Origin of the sequence: Salegentibacter agarivorans (genome assembly GCF_900113135.1) — a bacterium.
Lineage (GTDB): Bacteria > Bacteroidota > Bacteroidia > Flavobacteriales > Flavobacteriaceae > Salegentibacter > Salegentibacter agarivorans.
Genome location: NZ_FOOH01000013.1, coordinates 73,141 through 99,324 on the forward strand (window position 1 = coordinate 73,141; position 26,184 = coordinate 99,324).

22 protein-coding genes and 1 tRNA gene are annotated in these 26,184 nt (G+C 35.4%); 15 read left to right on the forward strand and 8 right to left on the reverse strand.

All coding sequences use genetic code 11. The annotated features are described in order from the left end of the window. Positions 1 to 48 precede the first annotated feature (48 nt). Positions 49 to 1,683, forward strand: a complete 1,635-nt coding sequence (locus BM084_RS10965) for a S41 family peptidase (protein ID WP_075325378.1) — start codon at positions 49 to 51, stop codon at positions 1,681 to 1,683. Here BM084_RS10965 and BM084_RS10970 read toward each other — a convergent pair whose 3' ends face one another. Both BM084_RS10970 and rpiB read right to left on the reverse strand, forming a co-directional pair. Continuing rightward, the gene (locus BM084_RS10970) at positions 1,684 to 2,121 is read right to left on the reverse strand and encodes a GNAT family N-acetyltransferase (protein WP_075325377.1); all 438 of its coding nucleotides are present in this window, start codon (positions 2,119 to 2,121) and stop codon (positions 1,684 to 1,686) included. A gap of 92 nt (positions 2,122 to 2,213) precedes the next feature. Then, on the reverse strand, positions 2,214 to 2,648 hold the full coding sequence (gene rpiB / locus BM084_RS10975) for a ribose 5-phosphate isomerase B (protein ID WP_075325376.1): 435 nt from the start codon (positions 2,646 to 2,648) through the stop codon (positions 2,214 to 2,216). A gap of 1,113 nt (positions 2,649 to 3,761) precedes the next feature. Between rpiB and rnr the strand changes: the two genes are divergently transcribed. From rnr to BM084_RS10995, 3 genes are all read left to right on the forward strand, one after another. After that, complete coding sequence (rnr, locus tag BM084_RS10985) at positions 3,762 to 5,951, forward strand: ribonuclease R (RefSeq protein ID WP_075325374.1); 2,190 nt, start codon at positions 3,762 to 3,764, stop codon at positions 5,949 to 5,951. Positions 5,952 to 6,099: 148 nt separating this feature from the next. After that, on the forward strand, positions 6,100 to 6,771 hold the full coding sequence (locus BM084_RS10990) for a head GIN domain-containing protein (protein ID WP_075325373.1): 672 nt from the start codon (positions 6,100 to 6,102) through the stop codon (positions 6,769 to 6,771). A 31-nt stretch (positions 6,772 to 6,802) separates the two neighbouring features. Next, entirely contained in the window at positions 6,803 to 7,501 is a 699-nt protein-coding gene (locus BM084_RS10995) for a LysE family translocator (RefSeq protein ID WP_075325372.1), read from the forward strand. Between the two features lie 57 nt (positions 7,502 to 7,558). Here BM084_RS10995 and BM084_RS11000 read toward each other — a convergent pair. Continuing rightward, positions 7,559 to 7,629 (reverse strand) — tRNA-Cys (locus BM084_RS11000). Between the two features lie 147 nt (positions 7,630 to 7,776). Further along, entirely contained in the window at positions 7,777 to 8,133 is a 357-nt protein-coding gene (gene folB / locus BM084_RS11005; RefSeq protein WP_075325371.1) for a dihydroneopterin aldolase, read from the reverse strand. A 342-nt stretch (positions 8,134 to 8,475) separates the two neighbouring features. Between folB and BM084_RS11010 the strand changes: the two genes are divergently transcribed. The 4 genes from BM084_RS11010 to BM084_RS11025 all read left to right on the forward strand — a co-directional run bounded on the left by BM084_RS11010 (position 8,476) and on the right by BM084_RS11025 (position 11,263). Continuing rightward, a complete protein-coding gene (locus BM084_RS11010) occupies positions 8,476 to 10,152 on the forward strand; it encodes a glutamine--tRNA ligase/YqeY domain fusion protein (RefSeq protein ID WP_093304734.1) in 1,677 nt (558 codons plus the stop codon). Positions 10,153 to 10,288: 136 nt separating this feature from the next. Continuing rightward, positions 10,289 to 10,663, forward strand: coding sequence for a YtxH domain-containing protein (locus tag BM084_RS11015; protein WP_075325369.1), 375 nt, complete (start codon positions 10,289 to 10,291; stop codon positions 10,661 to 10,663). A 10-nt stretch (positions 10,664 to 10,673) separates the two neighbouring features. Then, on the forward strand, positions 10,674 to 11,024 hold the full coding sequence (locus BM084_RS11020) for a phage holin family protein (protein WP_075325368.1): 351 nt from the start codon (positions 10,674 to 10,676) through the stop codon (positions 11,022 to 11,024). A gap of 5 nt (positions 11,025 to 11,029) precedes the next feature. Beyond that, the gene (locus BM084_RS11025) at positions 11,030 to 11,263 is read left to right on the forward strand and encodes a DUF6327 family protein (RefSeq protein WP_075325367.1); all 234 of its coding nucleotides are present in this window, start codon (positions 11,030 to 11,032) and stop codon (positions 11,261 to 11,263) included. A gap of 170 nt (positions 11,264 to 11,433) precedes the next feature. On the opposite strand, the gene BM084_RS11030 is transcribed toward BM084_RS11025, so the two are convergent. Further along, a complete protein-coding gene (locus tag BM084_RS11030; RefSeq protein WP_075325366.1) occupies positions 11,434 to 12,393 on the reverse strand; it encodes an SPFH domain-containing protein in 960 nt (319 codons plus the stop codon). A 234-nt stretch (positions 12,394 to 12,627) separates the two neighbouring features. Next, entirely contained in the window at positions 12,628 to 14,145 is a 1,518-nt protein-coding gene (gene gltX, locus BM084_RS11035) for a glutamate--tRNA ligase (RefSeq protein ID WP_093304736.1), read from the reverse strand. 116 nt (positions 14,146 to 14,261) lie between these two features. On the opposite strand from gltX, the gene BM084_RS11040 reads away from it, so the two are divergent. The 5 genes from BM084_RS11040 (at position 14,262) to BM084_RS11060 (ending at position 21,522) form a co-directional block, all read left to right on the forward strand. Further along, positions 14,262 to 17,522, forward strand: a complete 3,261-nt coding sequence (locus BM084_RS11040; protein ID WP_093304739.1) for a DUF4175 family protein — start codon at positions 14,262 to 14,264, stop codon at positions 17,520 to 17,522. After that, positions 17,515 to 17,934, forward strand: coding sequence for an rRNA maturation RNase YbeY (gene ybeY / locus BM084_RS11045; protein WP_075327876.1), 420 nt, complete (start codon positions 17,515 to 17,517; stop codon positions 17,932 to 17,934). The genes BM084_RS11040 and ybeY overlap by 8 nt, the downstream gene beginning before the upstream one ends. A 20-nt stretch (positions 17,935 to 17,954) precedes the next feature. After that, a complete protein-coding gene (gene mnmG / locus BM084_RS11050; protein ID WP_093304742.1) occupies positions 17,955 to 19,826 on the forward strand; it encodes a tRNA uridine-5-carboxymethylaminomethyl(34) synthesis enzyme MnmG in 1,872 nt (623 codons plus the stop codon). A gap of 119 nt (positions 19,827 to 19,945) precedes the next feature. Then, complete coding sequence (locus BM084_RS11055; protein ID WP_075325362.1) at positions 19,946 to 20,779, forward strand: class I SAM-dependent methyltransferase; 834 nt, start codon at positions 19,946 to 19,948, stop codon at positions 20,777 to 20,779. Between the two features lie 227 nt (positions 20,780 to 21,006). After that, complete coding sequence (locus BM084_RS11060; RefSeq protein WP_317040666.1) at positions 21,007 to 21,522, forward strand: OmpH/Skp family outer membrane protein; 516 nt, start codon at positions 21,007 to 21,009, stop codon at positions 21,520 to 21,522. Positions 21,523 to 21,670: 148 nt separating this feature from the next. Here the strand turns inward: BM084_RS11060 and BM084_RS11065 are convergent, their stop codons facing one another. After that, positions 21,671 to 22,066, reverse strand: coding sequence for a DoxX family protein (locus BM084_RS11065; protein WP_093304744.1), 396 nt, complete (start codon positions 22,064 to 22,066; stop codon positions 21,671 to 21,673). A gap of 4 nt (positions 22,067 to 22,070) precedes the next feature. Beyond that, complete coding sequence (locus tag BM084_RS11070) at positions 22,071 to 23,225, reverse strand: DNA polymerase III subunit (protein ID WP_093304747.1); 1,155 nt, start codon at positions 23,223 to 23,225, stop codon at positions 22,071 to 22,073. Positions 23,226 to 23,365: 140 nt separating this feature from the next. Between BM084_RS11070 and BM084_RS11075 the strand changes: the two genes are divergently transcribed. Continuing rightward, the gene (locus BM084_RS11075) at positions 23,366 to 24,550 is read left to right on the forward strand and encodes a phosphoglycerate kinase (RefSeq protein ID WP_093304750.1); all 1,185 of its coding nucleotides are present in this window, start codon (positions 23,366 to 23,368) and stop codon (positions 24,548 to 24,550) included. A gap of 50 nt (positions 24,551 to 24,600) precedes the next feature. Then, entirely contained in the window at positions 24,601 to 26,184 is a 1,584-nt protein-coding gene (locus tag BM084_RS11080; protein ID WP_093304753.1) for a lytic transglycosylase domain-containing protein, read from the forward strand.

Consider the following 26,184-nt stretch of genomic DNA (forward strand, 5'->3'; position numbering starts at 1 on the left):
TCACCTCAGGAAATTTAATCTCGATTATCGAGTAAAAAATATTGAAAAATGAAAAAGAAACTCGCCAAAAAAATTGCGGTAGTTACGATGGGTGCTACATTAATTTTCAGCAGTTTTGGTTTTAAATCTGATTTCTTTGAGATCGCCAAACAGATTGAAATTTTTACCACGCTTTTTAAGGAAATCAACATGAACTATGTTGAAGAAACCAATCCCGCTGCTTTAATGGATACCGCGATTAAAGCGATGCTGGCAGATTTGGATCCTTATACCAATTACTGGAACGAGCAGGATGTAGAAGCCGCAAGAATCAATAATTCTGGTGAATACAGCGGTATTGGAGCCACAGTACAGGTAATAGAAGATGCTTTATTGATTATGGAACCTTACAGAGGTTATCCCGCCGATGAAGCCGGTTTAAAAGCCGGGGACGAAATTATTGAAATTGAGGGAATAAAAGTAGCCGATTATACCGATGATGTTGGAGAATTACTCAATGGCTCTCCAGATTCGCAAATTAATATCAAATATCGTAGACAGGGAGAAATAAAGTCAACCGAGCTTACCCGGAGTGCCATTAACTTAAAAGCAGTGCCTTTTTATGAACTTTTGGACGAAAAAACCGGGTATATAGTACTTTCCCGCTTTAACGCCAAAGCTTCTTCAGAAACAATAAGGGCTTTAAAAGATCTAAAAAACCAGGGTGCAGAAGAAATTATCCTGGATCTTAGAGGAAATCCCGGAGGCTTATTAACTGAAGCTATAAACGTGAGTAATATTTTCCTACCAAAAGGTGAATTGATCACCACCACCAAATCGGTTATAGAAAAATATAACAAAGCTTACCAAACCCAAAAAGAACCTATAGATACGCAAATTCCGTTGGTGGTTTTAGTGAACGGACGTAGTGCTTCCGCTAGCGAAATTGTTGCTGGCGCTATTCAGGATCTGGATAGAGGAGTGGTTGTAGGTGCCAGAAGTTTTGGAAAAGGCCTAGTGCAGCGCCCTAAAGAACTCGCTTACGGTACCCAGCTTAAAATTACTATTTCCCGTTATTATACGCCTAGCGGAAGGTGTATACAGGCTTTAAATTATGCTGAAAGAGATGAAGAGGGGAAAGCGATAAAAAGAGCTGTAGAAGATTATAACGAGTTTAAAACCCGTAATGGACGCAGCGTTTTTGATGGCGGCGGAATTTCTCCCGATGTTAAACTGGAAACCTCAGAATACAGTAATATTACCAATGCACTGCTAGCACAGAATGCCATTTTTAATTTTGCTACCGAATATTATTATAAAAATGACTTGAAAGATCCTGAATCATTCGAGTTCACCGATGCAGATTTCAACAATTTTAAATCCTTCTTGAAAACCTCTAATTTCGACTATAAAACCGCTACAGAACAGGAACTTGAAGAACTACTTGCCATTGCTTCCAAAGAAGGTTATGAACAGGATATTTTAGGTCATTATAAAAGTATTTCTACTGAAATTGAAGCTCAGAAGAAGAAAGAATTAGACGAGAAGAAACACGAAATAGTAAGTATTTTAACCGATGAGATTATAAAGCGCTATTTCTATAAAGAAGGCTTGTATGAGTATTATGTAGATCACAATCCTGAGATCCTGGAAGCTAAATCTATTTTAAACAATAACCAGCGTTATTCAGAAATTTTGCAATAATTATTTTACCATCGCGATATGTGGAATTCCATCTTCAAGATAGCCTTCGCCTATTTGTATAAAACCATGGCTTTCGTAGAAATCGGTTAAATATTGTTGCGCAGAAAGTTTGATATTATCGGTTTTAAAACGCTCTTTAATAGCTTCTACAGAAGCTTTTAGAATAAGATGCCCATAAGCATTTCTACGTTCCGATTCTTTAACCAGAACCCGGCCGATAGCGGCTTCTTCAAAATAAAATCCTTTATCAAAACAGCGAGTATAGGCAATTACTTTTCCATTCTTAACTCCTAAAATGTGTAATGCATTTTGATCTTTACCATCTATATCCTGGTAAACACAGTCCTGTTCTACTACAAAAACTTCAGACCGAATTTGTAATATCTGGTAAAGCTCTTCAAGACTAAGTTCGTTGAAATTTTTAATAAGAATCTCCATATGTTTCTAATGAATATTTTATTCAGAAATAATAAAAGAAAAGACTGTTTAAACAGTTTTAAACAGTCTTTTCTATACATACAATAATATATCTATTTTTCAACCGGAATCTTATCCACTCGTTTTTGATGTCTTCCACCTTCAAAAGAAGTTTCCAAAAAGATTTGAACCATATCTACTGCCTGGTGTTCTGAAACAAAACGAGCGGGAATACTCAAGATATTAGCATTATTATGTTCTCTGGCCAGTTTAGTGATCTCACCCGTCCAGCACAAAGCAGAACGCACACCCTGGTGTTTATTAGCAGTCATATTTGCACCATTACCACTACCACAAATAATAATTCCAAAATCTACCTTATTGGTTTCAACATCATCGGCTACGGGATGTACAAAATCTGGATAATCTACACTATCATCACTGTTAGTACCATAGTTAATAACTTCTATACCCTTGTTTTTCAGGTAATCAACAACTCTTTTCTTGTATCCGGTACCGGCGTGATCGTTTCCTATTGCAATTTTCATAATTAAGTTTTTAGCTGTCACAAAGGTAAAAAAACCTCTTAGTAACAAGGTTATTTTCAATTGTTAATTACTTTTTAAATATCCTTTAGTATCAAGGGTTTAGTATTGACATAGCATTGTGGATAAGCATTGATGAGAAACTGAGAAACTTATTTGCGGTATTCAAATTAAATTTCAATAGCAAAATATCTACGAGTAAATCAAATTATAAGTCTGTTATTTTTAGCAAAGTTATCAGCATATAAAAACAGGTTGTGAACACTAAATTCATTTCAATTTATCCCGATTAGATATTAAGATTTGGTTATCAACTTTTGTTAAGTAAATATTAAAATAGTAAGATTTCCAGTCTTTTAGAACTTTAGAAGTATGTTAATAAGTTGTTATCAAAATAAGCTAACTTAAAAACCAAATAAACCTCAAAAAAATTATTCTACAAGTTAACAGACTATAATAATCATTAGTTTTAATTTTTATAAAAAGAAGAAAAAAGAATAATAATATATAATGTTGATAACATTGAATGCTATCTGTAAAAATTGAAATTTGAGTTTGGAATTTTAAAGTTTAACCTTATAAAATATAAGCCTCTGGAAATGAGTTAAATTGGGAATTATAACTTTTAAAATAAAAAAGCTTAAAAAACTAAAAATCAGTTATTTAAATGTATTTTGTATAGGATATAGTTTCTACTGAAAAACTTATTTTTTCATCCGTATAGAGCTTGGCAGATTTAATATCTACCTGGCTTTTTTTATTTAAGGTGAGGTTTATAGAAGCTATAAAACCTATTAATCCAAGTAGGAAGATTAAAACGAAAAGGAACGATATTTTATGGGCTTTTTTCATAGCAACTTGATTACCAAATGTTGCAAATATATCGAATATGTATTGCAGCAACTTTAAATTAAAATTAAGAAAAAATTAAGATTTGAGATATGTAATTTATTTGAAGTATCAAAAAACGGGGGATTTTACCCAGTACGAAATTTATGTTAAGGAAATGTAAAAATATTTTGTAATAGAATAATTTTCAGAGCGCTTAACAAAACTTTAATCGCAAATAGATGTCATGTAATGCAGAAGCCGTAATTTTATACTTTAAATATTGAAATGAGTAAAAAGAATAAAAATAAATCCCAACACCAGGGTGACCTTGCCAAAAGTATAATAGATATCCTTAGAAAGGAACCTGGAAAAACCTTTAATCATAAGCAAATTGCCGCTAAACTTGGAGTGAATGATGCTACAAGTAGAAATAATATTATTAAAAAATTAGCCCAGTTAACTGCAAAAAAACAGATTGAAGAAGAGGAACGTGGAAAGTTTAAAATAAGTAAGAAAAGTAACGATTATTACAACGCCGTGATAGATATGACCACAAAGGGTTATGCCTATGCCCTGGTAGATGAGTTAGAAGATGATGTTTTTATCTCTCCCAAAGATCTTAATACGGCTTTTAACGGTGATGAAGTAGAAATATATATTTATAACAGAAAGCGAAATAAAAAATCTGAAGGAGAAGTAACCCAAATTTTAAAGCGTAAAAGAACCGAATTTGTTGGTGTGCTTGATATGCAAAAAGATTTTGGTTTTGTTGTTATTGGCGATCCAAAAATGTATACAGATGTTTTTGTGCAGAAAAACAAAGTGGGCGATGCTAAAAACGGCGATAAAGTAGTTGTGGAAATTGAAGAATGGCCAGAGAAAGCCGACTCTCCTTTTGGTAAAATTATTCAGGTTTTAGGTACTCCCGGTGAACATCATACCGAGATACATTCAATCCTGGCACAATACGGTTTGCCTCACGAATTTCCGAAAGAAATAGAAGATTTTGCCGATGAAATTGATACTTCAATTCAACCCGAAGAAATTAAAAAACGTCGCGATATGCGCGATGTTTTGACGTTTACCATAGATCCTGCAGATGCAAAAGATTTTGATGATGCCCTGAGTTTTAAAAAACTGGATAATGGAAATGTGGAAATAGGAATTCATATTGCCGATGTTTCGCATTACGTACAACCGGGAACCATTTTGGACGACGAAGCTTACGAACGTGCAACATCGGTGTATTTAGTAGATCGCGTGGTACCAATGCTGCCTGAAGTACTTTCAAACAACGCCTGTTCTTTAAGGCCAAACGAAGAAAAATATACTTTTTCGGCAGTTTTTGAAATCGATAAGAGTACAAAAGTGGTGAATGAGTGGTTCGGGAGAACCGTAACATATTCTGATGCACGGTTTGCTTACGAAGAAGCTCAACAGATCATAGAAACGGAAAAAGGAGAAATTTCTGAAGATATTTCTATCCAGGATAAAGCTTATACGGTGAAAGATGAAATTGTTGATGCTGTTTTAACTATGAATTCAATGGCTAAAAAGATGCGTTCCGCAAGAATGCGTCAGGGTGCAATTTCTTTTGATAAAGTGGAAGTTAAATTTCAATTAGACGAAGAAAATGAACCTGTAGGTGTTTATTTTAAAACAGCCAAAGATGCCAATAAACTTATTGAAGAATTTATGCTTTTAGCCAACCGAAAAGTGGCTGAATTCATTGGAAAACGAGAACAAAAGAAAACCTTTATTTATCGTTGTCACGACGAACCCGACGAAGAAAAACTTGTTTCTTTAAATAGCCTGGTTTCCAGGTTTGGTCACGGATTAAACCTTAAAAACAGGAAAACTGTTTCTTCTTCATTAAATCAATTGCTACAGGATGTTCAGGGTAAAAAGGAGCAAAACTTAGTAGATACACTGGCCATTAGAACAATGAGTAAAGCCTATTATGGCACCGAGAATATTGGTCATTATGGTTTAGCTTTCGATTATTACTCGCATTTTACTTCGCCAATTAGAAGATATCCAGATGTGATGGTGCATCGTTTATTGCAGCGTTATTTAGATGGGCAACCTTCAGCAAAAGAAGAAGAATATGATGAAAAATGTCATCACAGTAGTGAAATGGAGAACCTTTCTTCTAATGCCGAAAGGGATTCTATTAAATATATGCAGGTGAAATTTATGATAGATCACCAGGATAAAGAATTTGTGGGTGTAATTTCTGGAGTAACCGACTTCGGGATATTTGTGGAAATTATAGAAAATAAATGCGAAGGAATGATTCGTCTTCGCGATATAAAAGGCGATCATTATGATTTTGATGCCGATAATTACGCTATTGTAGGTAGAAAAACCAAAAAGTCTTACCAATTGGGAGATGAAGTAATAGTAAAAGTGAAAAATGCCGATTTAGTAAAAAGACACTTAGATTTTACACTTATCGGAAAAAATGAAGAGTAAATAAATTTCAGAAAAAATAGAACCTTATCCTGTCCCAAAGTTTCGGATTATTTTAGGATCTAAGTTGACGAACATCTTAGAATTTAAAAATAAATTCAGGATAAAGGAAAAGACCTTCGGGCAGACTTAACTATAAAATTTTTTAAAGATGAAAAAATATCTTTTTATACTGTTTTTAATGAGTGTTGGTATGCTAAGCGCCCAGGAACTCACCCAGGATTTAGAAGATTTTAATGAAATTAAAGTCTATAATGGTTTGGATGTGATTTTAAAAGAAGCAAACCAGAATAAAGCCACCATAACCGGTGAAAACCGCACCGATGTAAAATTCAAAATTGATAATGGCGTTTTAAAAGTGCGAATGAGTATTGATGAAATATTAGATAATGATAATACTCAGATCACAATTCAGTTTAAAAAACTTGATAAAATTGATGCCCGCCAGAATGCTTCCATAAAAGTTGATTCTAAATTAAAACAGGATCTTCTTCATTTAAATGCTTCAGAAGGGGCCGATATTTTTGCTGATGTAAAGCTTAATAAACTATATGTTGATTCAAATACTGGAGGTGAAATTGAGGTTGAAGGTAAAACCGAAGATCAGGAAATAGCTATTAATACCGGTGGAAAATTCTTCGCAAAAAATTTAAAGTCTGTAAATACCAAAATTAGTATCAAAGCCGGTGGTGTTGCAGATATTACTGCCAGCGGAAATGTAGAAGCAAAGGTAAGGGCGGGAGGTACCGTAAACGTATATGGTAATCCTAAAACTTTAGATCAAAATACCCTGTTTGGCGGCAAAATAATTAGAAAAAACTAAAAAGTCTACATTTGTAAAATAATACAATTGTATGTTTCAGGATGTATTAGCAGCCCTACCCTTAGGTCTTTTTTTGGCATTTTTACTTGGTCCGGTATTCTTTGTGTTACTGGAAACTGCTGCTATTAAAGGCTTTAGAGCCGCTTTTGCATTTGACTTAGGTGTTATTTTAGCCGATATTGTATTCCTTTTTGTCGCCTATTTAAGTACTACCAAACTACTCGCCAGCATAAAAGATGATCCTGCACTGTTTATCTTTGGTGGTATGATTCTAGCCACTTACGGGGTAATGAGCTTTGTACAGACCAAAAAAGTACTTAGGCAAGAAGATGATACCCCAGAGATAAGAAAACTCAGTAAAAGCGATTATATGGGTTTAGCAGTAAAAGGATTTCTGTTGAATTTCATCAATATTGGTGTCCTGGGTTTTTGGTTAGGATTAATTATCGTTTTTGGGCCAAAACTGGATATGGAACAGGATCGTATAATGGTTTTCTTCGGAAGTGTTTTAGGAACTTATCTCGTTTTAGATGTTTTTAAAATTTTACTCGCCAAAAAGTTAAACCGAAAATTAACCCCAAACCGAATCTATCTTATGAAAAAGGGGATTAGTATAATGCTTATCGTTTTTGGCGGAATGCTTATTTTCCAGGGACTCTTTCCTAACCAGGTTAATGGAATTAAAGATCAAATTGAAACGATTACTCCAAACGATACCATTAAGAATTAAGTATAAACCTTGAATTTTGCGTATAAAAAAAGCCCCTTAGAAAAGGAGCTTTTTTTGAGGCATCGAGCGGATTCGAACCGCTGTACAAGGTTTTGCAGACCTCTGCCTAGCCACTCGGCCACGATGCCCTGTTTATTTAAGGGTTGGCAAATGTAATAAAAATTTATAGTTTAAAAAATAAAACTAATCAGTGCTATTCAGGAAGATTTAGTAAACTAAAATTAATAAAATTTAGTTCTTAAAATAATCTTTTCTAAATATTGAAAACCAAAAAATTAGCGTGATTTACTTCTAATTACACTAACCATTGCCACATTCCCACCAATAGGCGGATTTATTTTTGAAACTTCAACCTTTGCTTTTTGTACTAAAATTATTTCATCTAAAACTCTTTTTAAAATACGTTCGGCTACGTTTTCCAGAAGTTTAGACCTAATTGCCATTTCTTCTTTAACAATTTTGTTTAAATGTACATAGTCTATGGTATCTCCAAGAGAATCGGTCTTGGCAGAATGAGATAAATCGCCTTTCACCTTAAGATCTACCCGATAATCACTTCCTATTTTTCCTTCTTCATCAAGACAACCGTGATAGGCAAAAACCCTGATGTTTTTTAATTTTATACTTCCCAAAAGATTATTTTTTACTCAATTATAGAGATTATCTTATTTAAATTATTCCTGAAATTCAGGGATCCTCAGCTTGCGCGATGGAGTTTACAAAGATAAGCGGGTAGGTGCTTTAATTCAATTTTATTGCCCTGGATTTTATTATTTTCCTCAAAGATTTGAATTTGAGTTCTACTTAATCAAAATATATTATTTCTTGTCTGGCAAAGCTTGGGTGCGGCGACCTATTTTTTGGTAACTTTGTGGCTTATACCATGTAGGGTTTAATATTTTGAACCCGGATCGAATCTAAAAATAAATGTCTGATTTTAACCTCTTTTACGAGGTTTTTGATTTTAATAAATTATGGCTGAAGAAAAAAGATCGCTCAATTTTATTGAGCAAATTATAGAAGAAGATCTTCAAAATACCCACAAAAAAGAAGAACTAAAATTCAGGTTTCCGCCTGAACCCAATGGTTATCTTCATATTGGGCACGCGTCTTCTATTTGCTTAAATTTTGGTTTAGGAGAAAAATACAATGCGCCCGTAAACCTTAGATTTGATGATACAAATCCTATTAAGGAAGAGCAGGAGTTTGTAGATGCTATAAAAGAAGATGTTTTGTGGCTTGGCTTTAAATGGGAAAAAGAATGTTATGCTTCAGATTATTTTCAGCAGTTGTATGATTGGGCTGTAGAAATGATAAAAAATGGAGATGCTTATGTAGATAGCCAGACATCAGAAGAAATTGCGCTTCAAAAAGGGACTCCAACCGATCCAGGGAAGGAAAGTCAATATAGAAATCGTTCTGTAGAAGAAAACCTGGACCTATTTGAGAAAATGAAAAACGGGGAAACTCCAGAGCGAGGTCACGTTTTACGTGCAAAAATAGATATGACTTCCCCAAATATGTTAATGCGCGATCCTGTAATGTATCGCTGTTTGCATAAAAATCATCATCGTACTAATGATACCTGGAAAATTTACCCAATGTACGATTGGGCACACGGCGAAAGTGATTTTATAGAAAATATTTCGCACTCTTTTTGTACGCTGGAATTTTTACCGCACCGCGAATTATATAACTGGTTTGTTGAAAAAGTAAGTAAGGAAGGCGAATTAAAACCGAAACAAAGAGAATTTGCTCGCAGAAACCTAAGCCATACAGTTGTTAGTAAACGTAAACTGATGCAATTGGTAGAGCAAGGCGTGGTTAACTCCTGGGACGATCCCAGAATGCCAACAATTTCGGGTTTAAGAAGACGAGGTTATACACCAAATTCAATCAGGAAGTTTGCCGATTCTATTGGGGTTGGAAAGCGTGAAAATATGATTGATGTTGCACATTTAGAATTTTGTGCGCGGGAAGACCTTAATAAAACAGCACCAAGAGTTATGGGTGTTTTAGATCCTGTAAAATTGGTGATTACCAATTATGAAGAAGGAAAAGAAGAATGGTTAGAAGCAGAAAACAACCCGGAAGATGAGTCGGCCGGAAGCAGGGAAATTCCATTTTCAAGAGAACTTTATATTGAAAAAGAAGATTTTAAAGAAAGCGCAAATCGAAAATTTTTCAGGTTAACCCTTGGGAAAGAGGTGCGATTAAAGAACGCTTATATTATTAAAGGTGAGGAAGTGGTAAAAGATTCCGAAGGAAATATTACCGAAATTCATTGTACTTACGATCCTAAAAGTAAAAGTGGTAGTGGCACCGAAGAATCTAAGCGAAAAGTAAAAGGAACCTTGCATTGGGTTTCTGCTAAGCACGCATTAGAAACTGAAATAAGGCTTTACGACCGCTTATTCAGCGTAGAAAATCCCGATGGCGATAAGGAAAAAGATTATATGGAATTTGTAAATCCAGATTCACTGGAAGTAATTAAAGGTTTTGTAGAACCTAGTTTAAAATCGGCAGGAATTCAGGATAAATTTCAATTTCAACGTATAGGATATTTTTGTGTAGATAAAGATTCAAAAGAAGGGGAACCAATATTTAATCGCACCGTTGGCCTAAGAGATTCGTGGGCAAAAATTAAATAAGCTGTAATCCATTTGGTTAAGTGGCTTTTTAAGAATATTTTAGTAAAGCATTTTAACATATTAACCGGTTATTAACAGCATAGCCTTAACCCATCTTGTATCTTTGGGTTTAGTATTAACTTAACTAAAAACTATTATGGCAAATACAGGAAGTACACTATTAGCATTAATTACCGGAGCTGCAATTGGAGCAGGAGTAGGTTTATTATATGCTCCAGATAGCGGTGAAAAAACCCGTAAAAAATTAAAAGACGAGTCTAAGAAAGCTCAGGATAGATTAAATAAAAAGTACACAGAGACTTCTTCTAATCTAACCGAAAAAGCTAAGCAGGCTCGTGTAGACTTTGAAGCAAGATTAGAAGAAACTCTTTCTTCGGCAAGTCATAAAGCAGATGATATTCTAACTGCAATGGAAACTAAATTAGAAGAGCTTAGAAAGCAAAACGCCAAATTACAGAAAGATGGTAAAGGAGGCGATTCTAAAGACAAACCAAATAAAGCAGTAGTATAGAAATAATTTTATGGCATTTGAAAAACTATCCAGAAGTATTGACGAGCTAAATTATAATTTGAAGGCATTTGCCCACAGCAATGCTGAATATTATAAACTTGAATTCTTTAAACAAGCCATGAAAGGGGCCATTGGTCTTGTTCAGGGGCTTTTGTTGGGTATTTTTTTCATCTTTGCCTTAATTTTACTCTCAGTAGCTGTCGCTATACTTATTAGTGAGGCTATTGGTACACCAAGTTCCGGTTACTTTATTGTAGGCGGATTCTATTTTCTATTATTCCTGGGAATATTATTCTTCGGAAGAAAACCAATTGAGAAGATTCTGTTAGTAAAAGTTTCAAGAAAATTTTTTAACGATTAAGCACTATGAAGGAATATAGTTCATTCAAAGAAATAGATCGGGATTTAAAAATTCTGAAACTTCAAACCAAAATAGACCAGGAGGAGATCAAATTGAATATAGAGCGTACTAAAAGTGCTATGTCTCCCTTATCTCTTATGGGAAGTATGGCAGGATCTATTTTGCAAAAAGCCTTTATCCTTAAAGCTGTAACAAAGCTTACAGGGCTAAAAAAGGTAACTGCTAAAGTAAAAGGTTAGAAAACTTCTTATAGATATTATAAGGGTTTGAAAGTTTGTTTATTATTCCCGTCAACCAGAACTTGTTTCAGGTTCTAAAATGTTAGATTCTGAAATAAATTTAGAATGACGTAGGATTCAAAAACAAACTTTCAAACCTTTTTTATTTAGGCAGGAAGAGGTTTTAATTATTACCTTCTCGAATCATCCTGATTCTTTTTCTCCTGTTCAATTTCTTCGTTTTTCTTACGCATAGCTTCCCCGATCTGATTAGAAGCCGTAAAAGAAGCCACCATATTATTTAGCATATCGCTACCGGCCTGGGGCGAATTCGGTAATAAAATAAGGTTACTGTTGGTTTCTTCACCAATGGCTTGCAGTGTATCGTAATGCTGCGTCACCACAATTAAAGCCGAAGCTTCCTGGGAGTTTATCCCTACATTATTCAGCACATCCACGCTTTCTTCAAGTCCGCGGGCAATTTCCCTTCTTTGATCGGCAATTCCCTGTCCCTGTAAACGTTTACTTTCTGCTTCAGCGCGTGCTTTAGCAACAATTCGTATTCTTTCGGCCTCTCCTTCATATTCTGCAGCCACTTTCTCGCGTTCTGCCGAGTTTATTCTGTTCATAGCATGTTTTACCTGCTCATCTGGGTCAATGTCTGTTACAAGCGTTTTAATGATGTCGTAACCATAATCCTGCATAGATTCGTTGAGTTCTCTATTAACAGCGATGGCGATATCGTCTTTTCGTTCAAAAACATCATCTAAGATCATTTTAGGAACTTCAGCCCGCACCACATCAAAAACATAAGACGTGATCTGGTCTGACGGACTTTCAAGTTTATAGAAAGCGTCGTAAATATTAGTTCTAATTACCTGGAATTGCACCGATATTTTCAGCTTAACAAACACGTTATCCTTGGTTTTGGTTTCTACCAGAACATCCAGCTGTTGTACTTTTAAATTGATTCTACCGGCAATTTGATCTATTACAGGAATCTTTAAATGAAGACCGGAATTTTTAATGCTTTTAAATTTTCCAAATCGTTCAAGGATCGCAGCTTTTTGCTGGCGCACAGTGAAAATTCCGCTGAAAAGAATCACCAGAAATAAAACAATAATAATGGGGATGAAGACGTAGCTAAGCATAATTTTTAGGAGATATAAGTTGATTCTCCCAAGATAGTGAAAGTTTGCTTAGGTATACTGAAGAGGTGATAACAAAAAAGGCTGTTTAAAAAATATATTAAGACGTCATCCTGAACTTGTTTCAGGATCTAACATGTTATAATTTGAAACATATTAGAAGCTGAAACAAGTTCAGCTTGACGAAGTTTTGTAACCCCTCAAACAGCCTACTTTTATAAGTATACCTAAATTATTTTAACCTAAAGTTTTTATCGCTTTTTCCAGACGGGAAATGGTTTCTTCTTTTCCAATCATTTCCGCGATTTCGTAAAGGTCTGGGCCTTGCATAGCCCCAACTAAGGCTAATCTAAAAGGTTGCATTACTTTTCCAAAACCAACTTCTTTTTGTTGGATCCAGGCTTTTACTTCGGCCTGAACGTTTTCAGCCTTAAAATCTTCCTGTTTTTGTAAAACCTGAATTAATTCCTGCATTAGATCGGCTGTATCATCCTTCCATGCTTTTTTTGCATTTTTAGGATCGTAAGAAGTAGGGGCGAGGAAGAAAAAATAACCCTGGTCCCAAATATCGTTTACGAAAACAGCGCGTTCTTTCATCAAACTAACTACCTTTAGAACGTAGTCTGAAGAAACTTTAACTTCTTTTTTCTCAATTATTTTTTCCAGCTTTTCAGCGACTACTTTTTCATCTGCCTCGTGCATATAATGTTGCTGAAACCACTTGGTTTTTTCAGGATCAAATTTAGCTCCGCCTTTATGCACACGGTCTATTTCAAAAGCTTCAACCAGTTCGTTCAGTTTAAAGAATTCCTGTTCTGTTCCCGGGTTCCAACCTAAAAAGGCCAGCATATTGGTAACGGCTTCGGGGAAATATCCATCTTCTCTATAACCTGCAGAAATTTCTCCGGAATTAGGATCTTTCCATTCCAGCGGAAATACTGGAAAACCTAATTTATCTCCATCTCTCTTGCTTAATTTTCCTTTTCCCTGCGGCTTCAAAATGAGCGGTAAATGCGCAAATTTAGGAGCGTCCCATCCAAAAGCTCTGTATAACATAAAGTGAAGCGCCAGCGAAGGCAACCACTCTTCCCCACGTATAACGTGGGAGATTTCCATTAAATGATCGTCAACAATATTGGCCAGGTGGTAAGTTGGCATTCCATCACTTTTAAATAAAACCTTATCATCTAAAGTGCTTGTGTCAATTTCCATTTCACCACGAATTTCATCTTTAATATGAAGATTTTCGTCTTCAGGAGATTTAAACCTGATCACGTAATTCTCATCGGCATCTAATTTTTCTCTAACCTCGTCTTCAGAAAGTGCAAGGGAATTTTGCAATTTCATTCTATTATGCCAGTTGTAGATAAAGGTTTTGCCTTTCTCTTCGTGGTCTTTTCTATGTGCGTCTAATTCTTCAGCGGTATCAAAAGCATAATAAGCCTGGTCTTTTTTCAGGAGTTCTTCGGCATATTTTCTATAAATATCTTTGCGTTCACTCTGGCGGTATGGGCCGTAATCACCTTCTTTTCCGGGACCTTCATCAAAAGGAATTCCGCACCAATTAAGAGATTCAACAATATAATCTTCGGCACCTTCAACGTATCGGTTTTGATCGGTATCTTCTATACGCAACACAAAATCTCCCTTGTGTTTTTTGGCAAATAAATAATTATATAAAGCTGTTCTTACCCCGCCAATATGCAAAGGGCCGGTTGGACTTGGCGCAAAACGCACGCGAACTTTAGCAGACATATCTAGTTTTGTTTTTAACCACAAAGATACAACCTTATTAAACGAAACCTAATGAGAGTCGCATCAATACTCCGGAAATCACTCCGCCAAAATTGTTGTATTTTTAAGCTTCAATTATGGAAAATTACAATCAAATAAAAAGAAAACTGGCGGCCTTTATCAGGAAGTTTTACCTGAATAAATTGCTGAAAGGAATTATCTTATTTCTGGCCATTGGCTTGCTTTATTTCCTAAGCGTCTTGGCGATAGAACATTTTCTATGGTTAGAACCTTCAGCAAGAACCTTTTTATTCTGGATTTTTGTTGGAGTTGAGATAATGCTGTTGGGATATTTTATTATAATTCCGTTGACGAAACTTTTTAAATTTTCCAGCGGAATAAATGATGAAGATTCTTCAAGAATTATCGGCGCGCATTTTCCTGAAGTAAACGATAAATTGCTGAATATTCTTCAGCTTAAAAAATATTCGCAACAATCTGAATTATTATTAGCGGGGATTGAACAAAAGTCGGCCGAACTAAATAAAGTTCCATTTACCCGCGCTGTAGATTATAAGGAGAACCGGAAATACTTAAAATACGCCTTATTTCCAGTAATATTAATTTTAGGACTTTTAGTAACCGGAAATATTAAGTTGATTGCTTCGCCATTAGATAGGCTCGCAAAATATAATACCGAATTTGAAGCACCGGCGCCTTTCCGGTTTATAATTTTAAACGATTCTTTGAAAGCCAGGGAGAATTCAGAATATAAAATAATAGTAAAAACAGAAGGAAATATCACTCCCGAAAAGCCTGAAATTTCTTATAACGGACAAACCTATTTTTTAAAGCAAGTTGCCCCGGGAAGTTTTGAATATACTTTTAAAAGACTTCAGAATAGTGTGAATTTTAGGTTGAGTGCCAACGGCATAAATTCTAAAGAATTTACCCTTGAAACCCTAAAAGTACCTAAACTTTTAGATTTTAAAATGAAGTTTGAATATCCTAATTACATAGGAAAGCTTAACGATAGTTTAAGTGGTTCAGGGAATGTAAATGTACCGGAAGGCACAAAAATCACCTGGAATTTTAATACAAGAAATACCGAAATTCTCAATTTTAAGACTGAAGATTCTTTAGTAAAACTTTCTACTGAAAACTCAGATTTCCAATATTCCCAGGCGGTTTATTCCCGCTTGGATTATAGTGTTAGCACTTCAAATAAGGCTATTAAAAACTTTGAGGGTTTAGATTATTCCATAAACGTGAACAAGGATGAAAATCCGGTAATTGAAATTCAACAGAAACTGGATAGTATAGATAATAGTACACAATATTTCTATGGAAAACTTTCTGACGATTACGGTTTAAATAGGTTGAATTTGGTTTATTACATTGAAAATAAAGAAGATAGCCTTCGAAAAGATGAGGTTTCGATCTCCAAAGCCGCTTTTGATGATTTTCATTACACATTTCCCGGAAATTTGGATTTGGAACCCGGAGAAACCTACAATTTCTACTTTCAGCTTTGGGATAATGATGCGGTGAATGGAAGTAAAAATACAAAAACTTCAACCTTTAGTTTTAGAAAGAAAACAAGTGAAGAAATAGAAGAGGAGAAGTTAAGACAACAAGGTGAGTCTATAAATAATTTGAGTGAAAGTTTAAAAAACATTAAATCTTCAGAAGAAGAATTAAATGAACTAAACCGCTTGCAAAAGGAAAATGAAAACCTGGATTATAATCAGCGTAAAAAGCTTCAAAACTTTATTCAACGACAAAAGCAACAATCTGAAATGATGCGTAATTATTCTGAAAAACTTAAAAATAGTTTTGAAGAAAATGAGCAGGAATTAAATTCAGATTCTCCTGAAAAAGATGAACTCAAAAAACGGTTGGATAGAAATGAAAAACGCCTTCAGGAGAATGAATCGCTATTGAAAGAGTTGCAAGAAATAGCCGATAAGATTAACCGGGAAGAGTTGGGAGAAAAACTGGAAGAACTTTCTAAAAGAAATCAGAGTGAAGAAAGAAGTTTAGAGCAGCTTTTAGAATTAACCAAACGCTATTATATAGAAGAAAAGCTTCAAAAATTGGCGAGAGATTTGGACAAACTTTCTGAAAAGCAAAACCAATTGTCAGAAAATTCTGATGCAGAATCTTTAGTAGAACAAAAGAAAATTTCTGAGGAATTTGAAAAATTTCAGCAAGAAATGGATCAACTGGAAGATGATAATAATGATCTACAAAAGCCGACAGATTTACCGCGTGAGGAAGTTGATGAAGAAAGTATAGAAAAATATTTGAATGATGCCGAGGAAAATTTAGATAAAGGAGACAGGGAAAAGGCAAAAGAAAAACAGAAGAATGCTGCGCAGCAAATGAAGGAAATGAGCCAAAAAATGCAACAGCGTGCTATGCAGCAAAGTGGAGAAGAACTAAAGGCCGATATTGAAACCCTTCGACAAATATTAGATAATTTGGTAACATTTTCATTTCAGCAGGAGGAGCTTTTGGAGGATTTCAGTAAAATAGATATCAATAATCCGGGATATGCTGCCAGGCTTAGAAGACAAAACGATCTCAGGGAAAACTTTAGCCATATTGATGATAGTTTATATACCCTTGCGCTTAGCAATCCTATGATCACCGAAAAAATTACTAAAAGCTTAACCGATATTGAATTTGATATCGATAAATCTCTTGAGCGGCTTTCCGAGAATCAATTACCCCAGGGAACCGCGAGCCAGCAATATGTGGTAACCGGCGCAAATGATTTGGCTTATATGCTAAGTGAAATTCTGTTGATGATGCAACAACAGGCCAATCCGCAGTTAGGAAAAGGGCAGGGGGAGAATTCGGAATTTCAGCTTCAGGATATTATTAAGAAGCAGCAGGAAATTAATAAAGAATTTCAGGAACAGGGAAAACAGCAAAAAGGAAAGCAGAATGAAGGGAAGACACCCGGAGAAGGAATGGGAGAAGGGGATATGGAAGGCTTGTTTGAGATTTATAAGGCTCAGCAGGAACTGCGGGAAAGCTTACAAGAATTAAATGAGAAAGAAGGTTCGCAACAGGGAAAGCAAATTGAAGAGCAAATGAAAGATGCCGAGGAACAACTTTTGGACAAAGGTTTTGATCCTGAAAACCTTCAGAAATTGCAGCAATTGGAACACGAATTGATGGAATATGAAGACGCGCGTTTGCAACAGGGAGAAAATAATAAGCGAGAGTCTGAAACCAATCTTCAGCAGTTTGATAACACGACTAAAGATCAAAGTATTAAGGCTAAAGAATATTTTAATTCTATAGAAATTTTAAATAGACAAAGCTTACCTTTGCGCGAAATTTATAAACAGAAAGTAAGAACCTATTTTGAGCGAACAGATAATTAATTTTTATTCGGAAAATGATTTCGAGTTTCAGGAGGAAAAATCTTTTGATACCTGGATTAGAAAAGTAATCTCATCAGAAGAGAAACAGCTTGGCGAGATAAACTATATTTTTTGTGACGATCATTATTTGTATAAGATTAATCTCAAATTTTTGGACCACGATACTTATACCGATATTATCTCTTTTGATAATTCTGAAGGAGATGAATTGAACGGTGATATTTTTATTAGTACAGATCGTGTTACTGAAAATGCAAAGGAGTATAATGTTGATTTTTCTGAAGAACTTAAAAGGGTTGTGATTCACGGGATTTTGCATCTCTGTGGTTATCCAGATAAAACTGAAAGTGAAGCCGCTTTAATGCGACAGAAGGAAGACGAAAAGATTGCATTGTTCCACGTGGAACAATAAATTTAGAAAGAAGAATTTTTATGTTCGAAAGTGAATATGATGTTATTGTAGTAGGTGCCGGTCACGCTGGAAGTGAAGCCGCGGCCGCAGCCGCCAATATGGGTTCTAAAACCTTGTTGGTGACGATGAACCTGCAGAATATTGCGCAAATGAGTTGTAATCCTGCGATGGGTGGGATTGCAAAAGGTCAAATTTTGCGTGAAATTGATGCGATGGGTGGTTACAGCGGATTGGTTAGTGACACCAGTGCCATTCAGTTTAAAATGCTTAACAAATCTAAAGGGCCTGCGATGTGGAGTCCAAGAGTGCAAAGCGACAGAATGATGTTTGCCGAGCATTGGAGACTTAGATTGGAGCAAACACCTAATCTAGATTTTTATCAGGAAATGGTTGCTGGTCTGATTTTAGAAGGCAACGAACTTAAAGGTGTAAGAACTTCTTTAGGGTTGGAAATTCGTGCTAAATCTGTGGTGCTTACCAACGGTACCTTTTTAAATGGATTAATTCATATTGGAGATAAAAATTTTGGTGGTGGTAGAGCGGGAGAAAAAGCTGCTACTGGAATCACAAAAGATCTTGTGGATGCAGGTTTTGAATCTGGTAGAATGAAAACCGGAACACCTCCTAGAGTAGATGGCAGATCTTTAGATTATTCTAAAATGGTGGAACAGCCAGGGGATGATGTTCCTTCTAAATTTTCTTTTTTAGATGAAACCCAACCATTAAAAAAACAGCGTTCCTGTTATATGACTTACACCTCTCCAGAGGTACATGAAATTCTTAAAGATGGCTTTGAAAGATCGCCAATGTTTAATGGACGTATTCAAAGTATTGGACCTAGATATTGCCCAAGTATAGAAGATAAAATAAACAGATTTGCAGATAAGGACAGGCATCAACTTTTTGTGGAACCCGAAGGATGGAATACGGTAGAAGTTTATGTAAATGGCTTTTCTACTTCGCTTCCCGAAGATGTTCAATTTAAAGCTTTAAAATCTGTAGCCGGATTTGAAAATGTGAAATTTTTCAGACCTGGTTACGCTATAGAATACGATTATTTTCCACCAACACAGTTGAAACATACATTGGAAACCAAGTTGGTTGAGGGACTGTATTTCGCGGGTCAAATTAATGGAACTACAGGTTACGAAGAAGCCGCTTGCCAGGGATTAATGGCTGGAATAAATGCGGCTCTAAAAGTTCAAGAAAAGGAGGAATTTATCATTAAGAGAAATGAAGCATACATAGGTGTTCTTATAGATGATCTTATTACAAAAGGTACAGAAGAGCCTTATAGAATGTTTACTTCCCGTGCTGAATACAGAACTTTATTACGTCAGGATAACGCCGATTTTAGATTGACCGAACGCTCTTATAAATTAGGTTTGGCTTCTGAAGAACGTATGCGAAAAATGGAAGAGAAGAAAGAAAAGTCTTCTGATTTTGTGAATTTCCTTAAGAATAAAAGTGTTTCTCACGAGGATGCAAATCCTATTTTAGAAGAGAATAATTCCTCTCCAATGAAGCAGAGTGATAAGATCTTTAAAATATTTTCTCGTCCAAATATTACGATGGAGGATGTTCGAAATTTCCCCGGAGTAGAGGAATATATTCAGGAGAATAATTTGAATACCGAGATTTTGGAACAGACCGAAATTCAAGTAAAATATTCTGGATATATTGAAAAGGAAAAGAACAATGCCGATAAATTGAATAGGCTGGAAGATGTAAAAATCCCTAATAGTTTTGATTATTCTAAGATCAAATCTATGTCTTTTGAGGCACGGGAAAAACTAAATAAAATTCAACCAACATCAATTTCACAGGCATCAAGAATAAGCGGGGTAAGTCCTAATGATATTTCCGTTTTATTGGTTTATATGGGAAGATAATTTTAAAAGTTCCACGTGGAACAATTTTCTTTTTATCAATTAAATCGCTATCAGATTTTAAAATAATTCGAGAAAGCTTTTAATTTTTTTAGTAATTATACTTTGCCAAATTCCTTTTAATGAGCGATAAAAATTTTCATTTAACCTGTAAAGATCATTTAGTTTCTGGGGAAGAATTTCAATTACAAAAGAGAAGTGATTTTGAAATATTAGAAACGATTCCAAAACCCGAAAATCTTTCGGCTTACTACGAAAGTGAAAATTATATTTCTCATACAGATTCAAGTAAAAGTCTTACCGATAAAATTTACCAGGCGGTTAAGAATTTTATGCTGCTGCAAAAATTGAAATGGGTCAATAAAGTTGCTAAAGGAAATAACTTATTAGATATCGGTGCCGGAACCGGAGATTTTTTACAAACTGCCAAAAGAAAGAAATGGAATATTGAAGGCATTGAACCAAATGCACAGGCAAGAAAGTTAGCGGCTGAAAAAGGGATTGAGCTTCAGCAAGAATTATCTTTCTTTGATGAAAATTCTTTTGATATAATTTCTATGTGGCACGTTTTAGAGCACGTTCCAAATTTCGATTTTCAGGTAAAAGAATTGTATCGCTTATTAAAACCAAATGGGGTAGCGGTTATTGCGGTTCCGAATTTTAAAAGTTTTGATGCCGAATACTACAAAGAATTTTGGGCGGCTTACGATGTGCCCAGACATCTTTGGCATTTTTCTCAAACTGGAATTACCTGGTTGTTCGAAAAACATAATTTTGAAAAGATTAAAACCAAACCTCTTCTTTTTGATTCTTTCTATGTGAGTTTACTTTCAGAAAAAAACAAAACAGGAAAATCAAATATGCTAAAAGCTTTTAAAACTGGTTTGGAATCAAATTTAAGAGCACAACGCACTTCAGAGTATTCTTCTCTTGTTTATTTCTTCCAGAAAAGCTAAAAAACGCATTTTAAGCTCATTTAAGCCTGTTTCGGCTTCATTATCATATACAATCAGGTTTATTTTGAGAAACAAGTTTATTTCTAAGCTATTTAATTCATTTTTTATCTATTAAATTTATTATTATAATTTTATATATAAGAATTTCTTATACATACTTCATAAGTCAGTTTTGATTTAAATCGAAAATTTAACTTTCATACATTTGCGGCAAACAAATTCAATTAATGATGAAAAAACTTTTAATGATTTTGGTAGTTGCTGTTTTGCTTACTTCCTGTGACCAGGAAAAAACGGCTTATGTAGATACCACAAAACTTATCCAGGAGTACAAAGAAATGAAAGATGTTGAAGCTGACTTTACTTCTAAATCAGATTCGGTAAAAAAACAATTAGATTCTATTGCCAGAGGGTTTCAGCAGGAAGTTCAGGCTTATCAACAGGAAATGAATTCTATGTCCCAGGCGCAACGCCAGGAAAAAGAGCAGGAATTAATGCAGAAGCAGCAAAGAATCCAACAGCAACAGCAAATGCAAGGCAATCGTCTTAGAGAGCAGAGCGATGCTGTTATAGATTCTATTGTAGATAAAGTAAAGGAATATGTAGCAGATTACGGCGAAGAGAATGGCTACACCTACATTTTTGGTTCTAACGAGTCTGCCAACATTATGTATGCGAAAGATGGGAAAGATCTAACCCAGGAAATCCTTGATAATTTGAATGAGACTTATAACAAGAACTAGGCTTAAGTTCTGAGTTTTTAAAAAAGGTCTGAAAAGTAATTCTTTTCGTCAAGCTGAACTTGTTTCAGCTTCTAAGTTAATTTTAACCTAGATCCTGAAATAAATTTAGGATGACGGGTTTAGAAAACTTCTCAGACCTCTTTCTATTTTAAGACATTAAGTAAACTCCAAAGATCACTACGATAAAGTAGCCGGTTAAAGTAAAAGCACCAGCGTAATCTTTAGCAATTCTTTGTCCGAATAATAACATTAAAAGCGTGATAGCAGCCAGGACGCAAGAGTAAAGCGCTATTGTAGGATCATTATAAGCGATTAGCCAAATTATTCCCAGGATAGTGGCAAAACCTGTAATGATTTCAATTATCATAATTATTCCCACCATAAGCGGCACCTGCCCGGCAAGAAATGTTCCTGAAAAATGATCTTTTAACCAGCCGGTATTTCCTTTCCAGTCTGCAGCTTTATCTATCCCAGATTGCAAAAATGTAATTAGAATAAATAATAGAATAAGGATTTCGGTAATATTTGCGTAAAGGTTCTCCATAATTTTAAGCGGCTTTTTTATGTAAATATCGGGTTAGTCTTATAGAAAGATCGGTGAGTATAATTTTTGCATTTCCGTTTCTTTCAATATGATAAATGGCTTCTTCAAGAGCTTCTATAATATCTTTTATATTATTTCCGTGAACAAAAGGCGCAAATTTCTCCAGTTTAAATCCAGGCGTCGCCGGTTCAAGATATACCAGTTTTTCGGCTTTATAATTCAGCATTAGGGCCTGGCGGAAAAAGTCTATACAATACAATAAAAAGCTCTTTTGAGATTCCCTGCCCATTCCTGCAATTTCTTCGCTCCAGGCGATAAGTTCAAGAACTGTAGATCGATTTCCTTTAGCTTTAAATGCACTACGCACCCAATTGATAAACCAGGTTTCAAATTGCTGATCTCCGCTATCTTTTTGCAATAAATGCAAAGCGCGGGTATAACTACCGTTGGCCTGGTGGGCAATTTTTAAAGCCTCGGGCTTACTACAATTTTCATTTTTTTCTAAAAATGCGGCAATTTGATCTTCCGGTAAAGGAGGGAAGTGTAATTTCTGGCAACGAGACCTTATGGTTTGTATAATTTGCTCTTCATCTTCGGTAACTAAAAGAAACAGCGTATTGTTTGGTGGTTCTTCTATTAATTTCAGCAATTTATTGGCAGCCGCGGTATTCATCTTTTCGGCCATCCAAATAATCATAATTTTAAATCCGCCTTCATAAGCTTTTAAGGAAAGAGATTTAACTACTTCCTGGGCTTCATCTACACCAATTTGACCTTGTTTATTTTCTATTCCAAGTTTTTGGTACCATTCAAATAAACTTCCGTAGGGATTGGTTTTTACAAATTCCCGCCATTCTTCTAAAAAGTAGGAAGAAACAGGATGTTTTTTTATTTTTTGATTGGCAGCAACTGGAAATGCAAAATGAAGATCGGGATGCGCCAATTTTTTAAATCGTTCATTACAATTGCTGTTTCCAGAATTGTTTTCTCCTTCCTTATTTTTGCAAAGTATGTATTGCGCGTAAGCAATAGCCAGAGGTAAAGTACCACTACCACTTTTTCCTACAAACAACTGTGCGTGGGGAACCCGGCCATTCTCTACCGCTGTGGTAAGATGTTTCTTTAAATGCTGTAAACCTATTATTTCTTCAAAAAGCATAAGCAAATATAAAATTTATATACACTTTAATGTCTTCGGAAAAATTTATATTTGTAAATAGCGTATGCTGAATAAAAGCCGATTGGGCTTAATCTTAATCAACCAAACCATATTTTTGGTTCTAAAAAATGAAATGAAAAATGAAGACTTTAAACGATTTTAATTTTAAAGACAAACAGGCATTAATAAGAGTAGATTTTAATGTTCCATTAAATAAAGATCAGGAAGTAACTGATGCTAATAGAATTGAAGCTGCAAAGCCTACTATTCTTAAAATTTTGGAAGATGGTGGGAGCGTTGTTTTAATGTCGCATCTTGGCAGGCCAGAAGGCAGAGAAGAAAAATATTCTTTAAAACATATTGTGAAAAAAGTCGCAGAGGTTATTGGGGTAGAACCCAAATTTGTGAACGATTGTGTTGGAGATGAAGTTAAAACTGCAGCCGATAATTTACATCCAGGTGAAATTTTATTACTGGAAAACCTTAGATTTCATAAGGAAGAAAAAGGTGGGGACGAAGATTTTGCAAAACAACTCTCGCAACTTGGAGATATTTATGTAAACGATGCCTTTGGTACCGCACACCGTGCTCACGCATCTACTACTATTGTTGCCAAATATTTTGACGATAAATGCTTTGGATATTTATTGGAAAAAGAAATTAAAAACCTTGATAAGGTACTTCACAGTAAAGAAAAGCCGGTAACTGCGGTTTTAGGTGGCGCTAAAGTTTCATCTAAAATCACCGTAATTGAAAATATTCTTGATAAAGTAGATCATTTAATTATTGGTGGGGGAATGGCCTATACTTTTATCCTTGCCAAGGGAGGTAAAATAGGAAATTCTCTTGTAGAAGAAGATAAACAGGAATTAGCTCTGGAGATTCTTAAAAAAGCCGAAGCCAAGAATGTACAGGTTCATCTTCCCGTAGATTCTATAATTTCCGATAGTTTTTCTGAACAGGCTTCTACAGATACCGCTAAAATCAATGAAATTCCCGATGGTTGGATGGGACTTGATGCCGGGCCAGAAAGTATCCAAAATTTTGATGCAGTAATCCAGGAATCAAGAATTATTCTTTGGAATGGGCCGCTTGGTGTATTTGAAATGGATAAATTCTCAAAAGGAACTATTGCTTTAGGAAATTCTATTGCTGAAGCTACCCAAAATGGTGCTTTCTCTTTAGTAGGAGGTGGAGATTCTGTAGCCGCGGTTAAAAAATTCGGTTTTGAAGATAAAGTAAGCTATGTTTCTACAGGCGGTGGTGCTATGTTAGAAATGTTAGAAGGAAAATCATTGCCCGGTATTGAGGCAATAGGGAAATAAAACGTACTAAAATCTAAGATTTTACGTTCTTTTTTAAATATTGAATAATTATGGGCAGGTATATAATTTTATCTCTTGTATTCCTTTTTGGGATTAGCCTTCAGGCGCAGGAAGAGGAGAAGGGGAAGCAGGTAGAGAAAGCTAATTTTAGGGTGCAGATCTTCCAGAAGGTAGATAGCAATGAAATTATTCTTGCTCATCCCGACCCGGAGTTCAAAAATAAGTTACCAATTTCGGCTGTGATCAGGGATTCTTCTGCGGTTTCGTTAGAAGATCTTCCCCGCGCAGCCAAAATTGATTCTGTTTGGAAAGCACAGCTAACCAATTCAGATCTTTTTGATGAGATGTATAAAAGCATCAGGGAACAGGATTATGAAGATGAAGTAAACAAAGAGCTTCCCACCGATACTTTAAAAGCCAGGTTAGCGAAATTAAATGCCCGCACGCCGTTTAACGTAGAATACCATCCCGTACTGGAAAGTGTTATTAATTCCTATTTAAAACGCAATAAGAAGGCTATGGAGCGTCTTATGGCGTTAAGTGAATACTACTTCCCAATGTTTGAGCAACAGCTGGATCGTTATGATATTCCGCTGGAGATAAAGTACCTGGCCATTGTAGAATCGGCTTTAAACCCAAGAGCAAAATCCTGGGTGGGCGCTACGGGCCTTTGGCAATTTATGTACAGAACAGGAAAAGCTCACGGACTTGATGTAAGCAGCTATGTTGATGACCGTATGGATCCGCAAATGTCTACGGAAGCCGCTGCAAAATACCTGGCAAACCTCTATAAATCTTTTGAAGACTGGGATTTGGTTTTGGCTTCTTATAATTCTGGTCCGGGAAATGTTTCAAAAGCAATTAGACGTAGTGGTGGCTCGAACAATTATTGGGAGTTAAGACGATTTTTACCACGAGAAACTGCAGGATACGTTCCTGCTTTCCTAGCCACACTTTACCTTTTTGAGTATGCCGATGAACACAACTTCCAGCCGCAAGGGCCGGACATTGCCTTTTTTGAAACCGACACAATAAAAGTAAAAAAGTTGATCACCTTCGATCAAATTTCTAAGGTTACCGGGGTAGAAAAAGAAATGCTTCAGTTTTTAAATCCTAGTTACAAACTGGATGTTATTCCATTTGTAGAAGATGAAAATTATATGCTAAGGCTTCCGGCCACCGTAAGCGGTGCTTTTGTAAGTAATGAAGCTGCTATTTATAATTTTGCCGAAGAAGATATTAAAAATAAAGCAGCAGCTTTTCCTGAGTTTGTAAAAGCAGATGAACAAATAAGGTATCGTGTAAAAAGCGGTGATTATTTAGGAAAAATTGCAGAACGTTACGGGGTTGGAGTAAGCAGTATTAAGCGATGGAATAATTTAAGAGGTAATAATTTAAGAATAGGGCAATATATTACTATTTATCCGCGAAAGCTCGGTACAGAAGCTCAAAATACATCTACGGCAAGTAGCCAAAACAATAAAGAAAAAACCTATACCGTGAAGAAAGGAGATTCGCTTTGGAGTATTTCCCGTAAGTTTCCGGGAGTTACGGTACAGAATTTGAGGGCTTGGAATGATATGGGTAATAACAGCCTAAAACCCGGGATGGAACTTAAACTTTCCAAGGGTTAA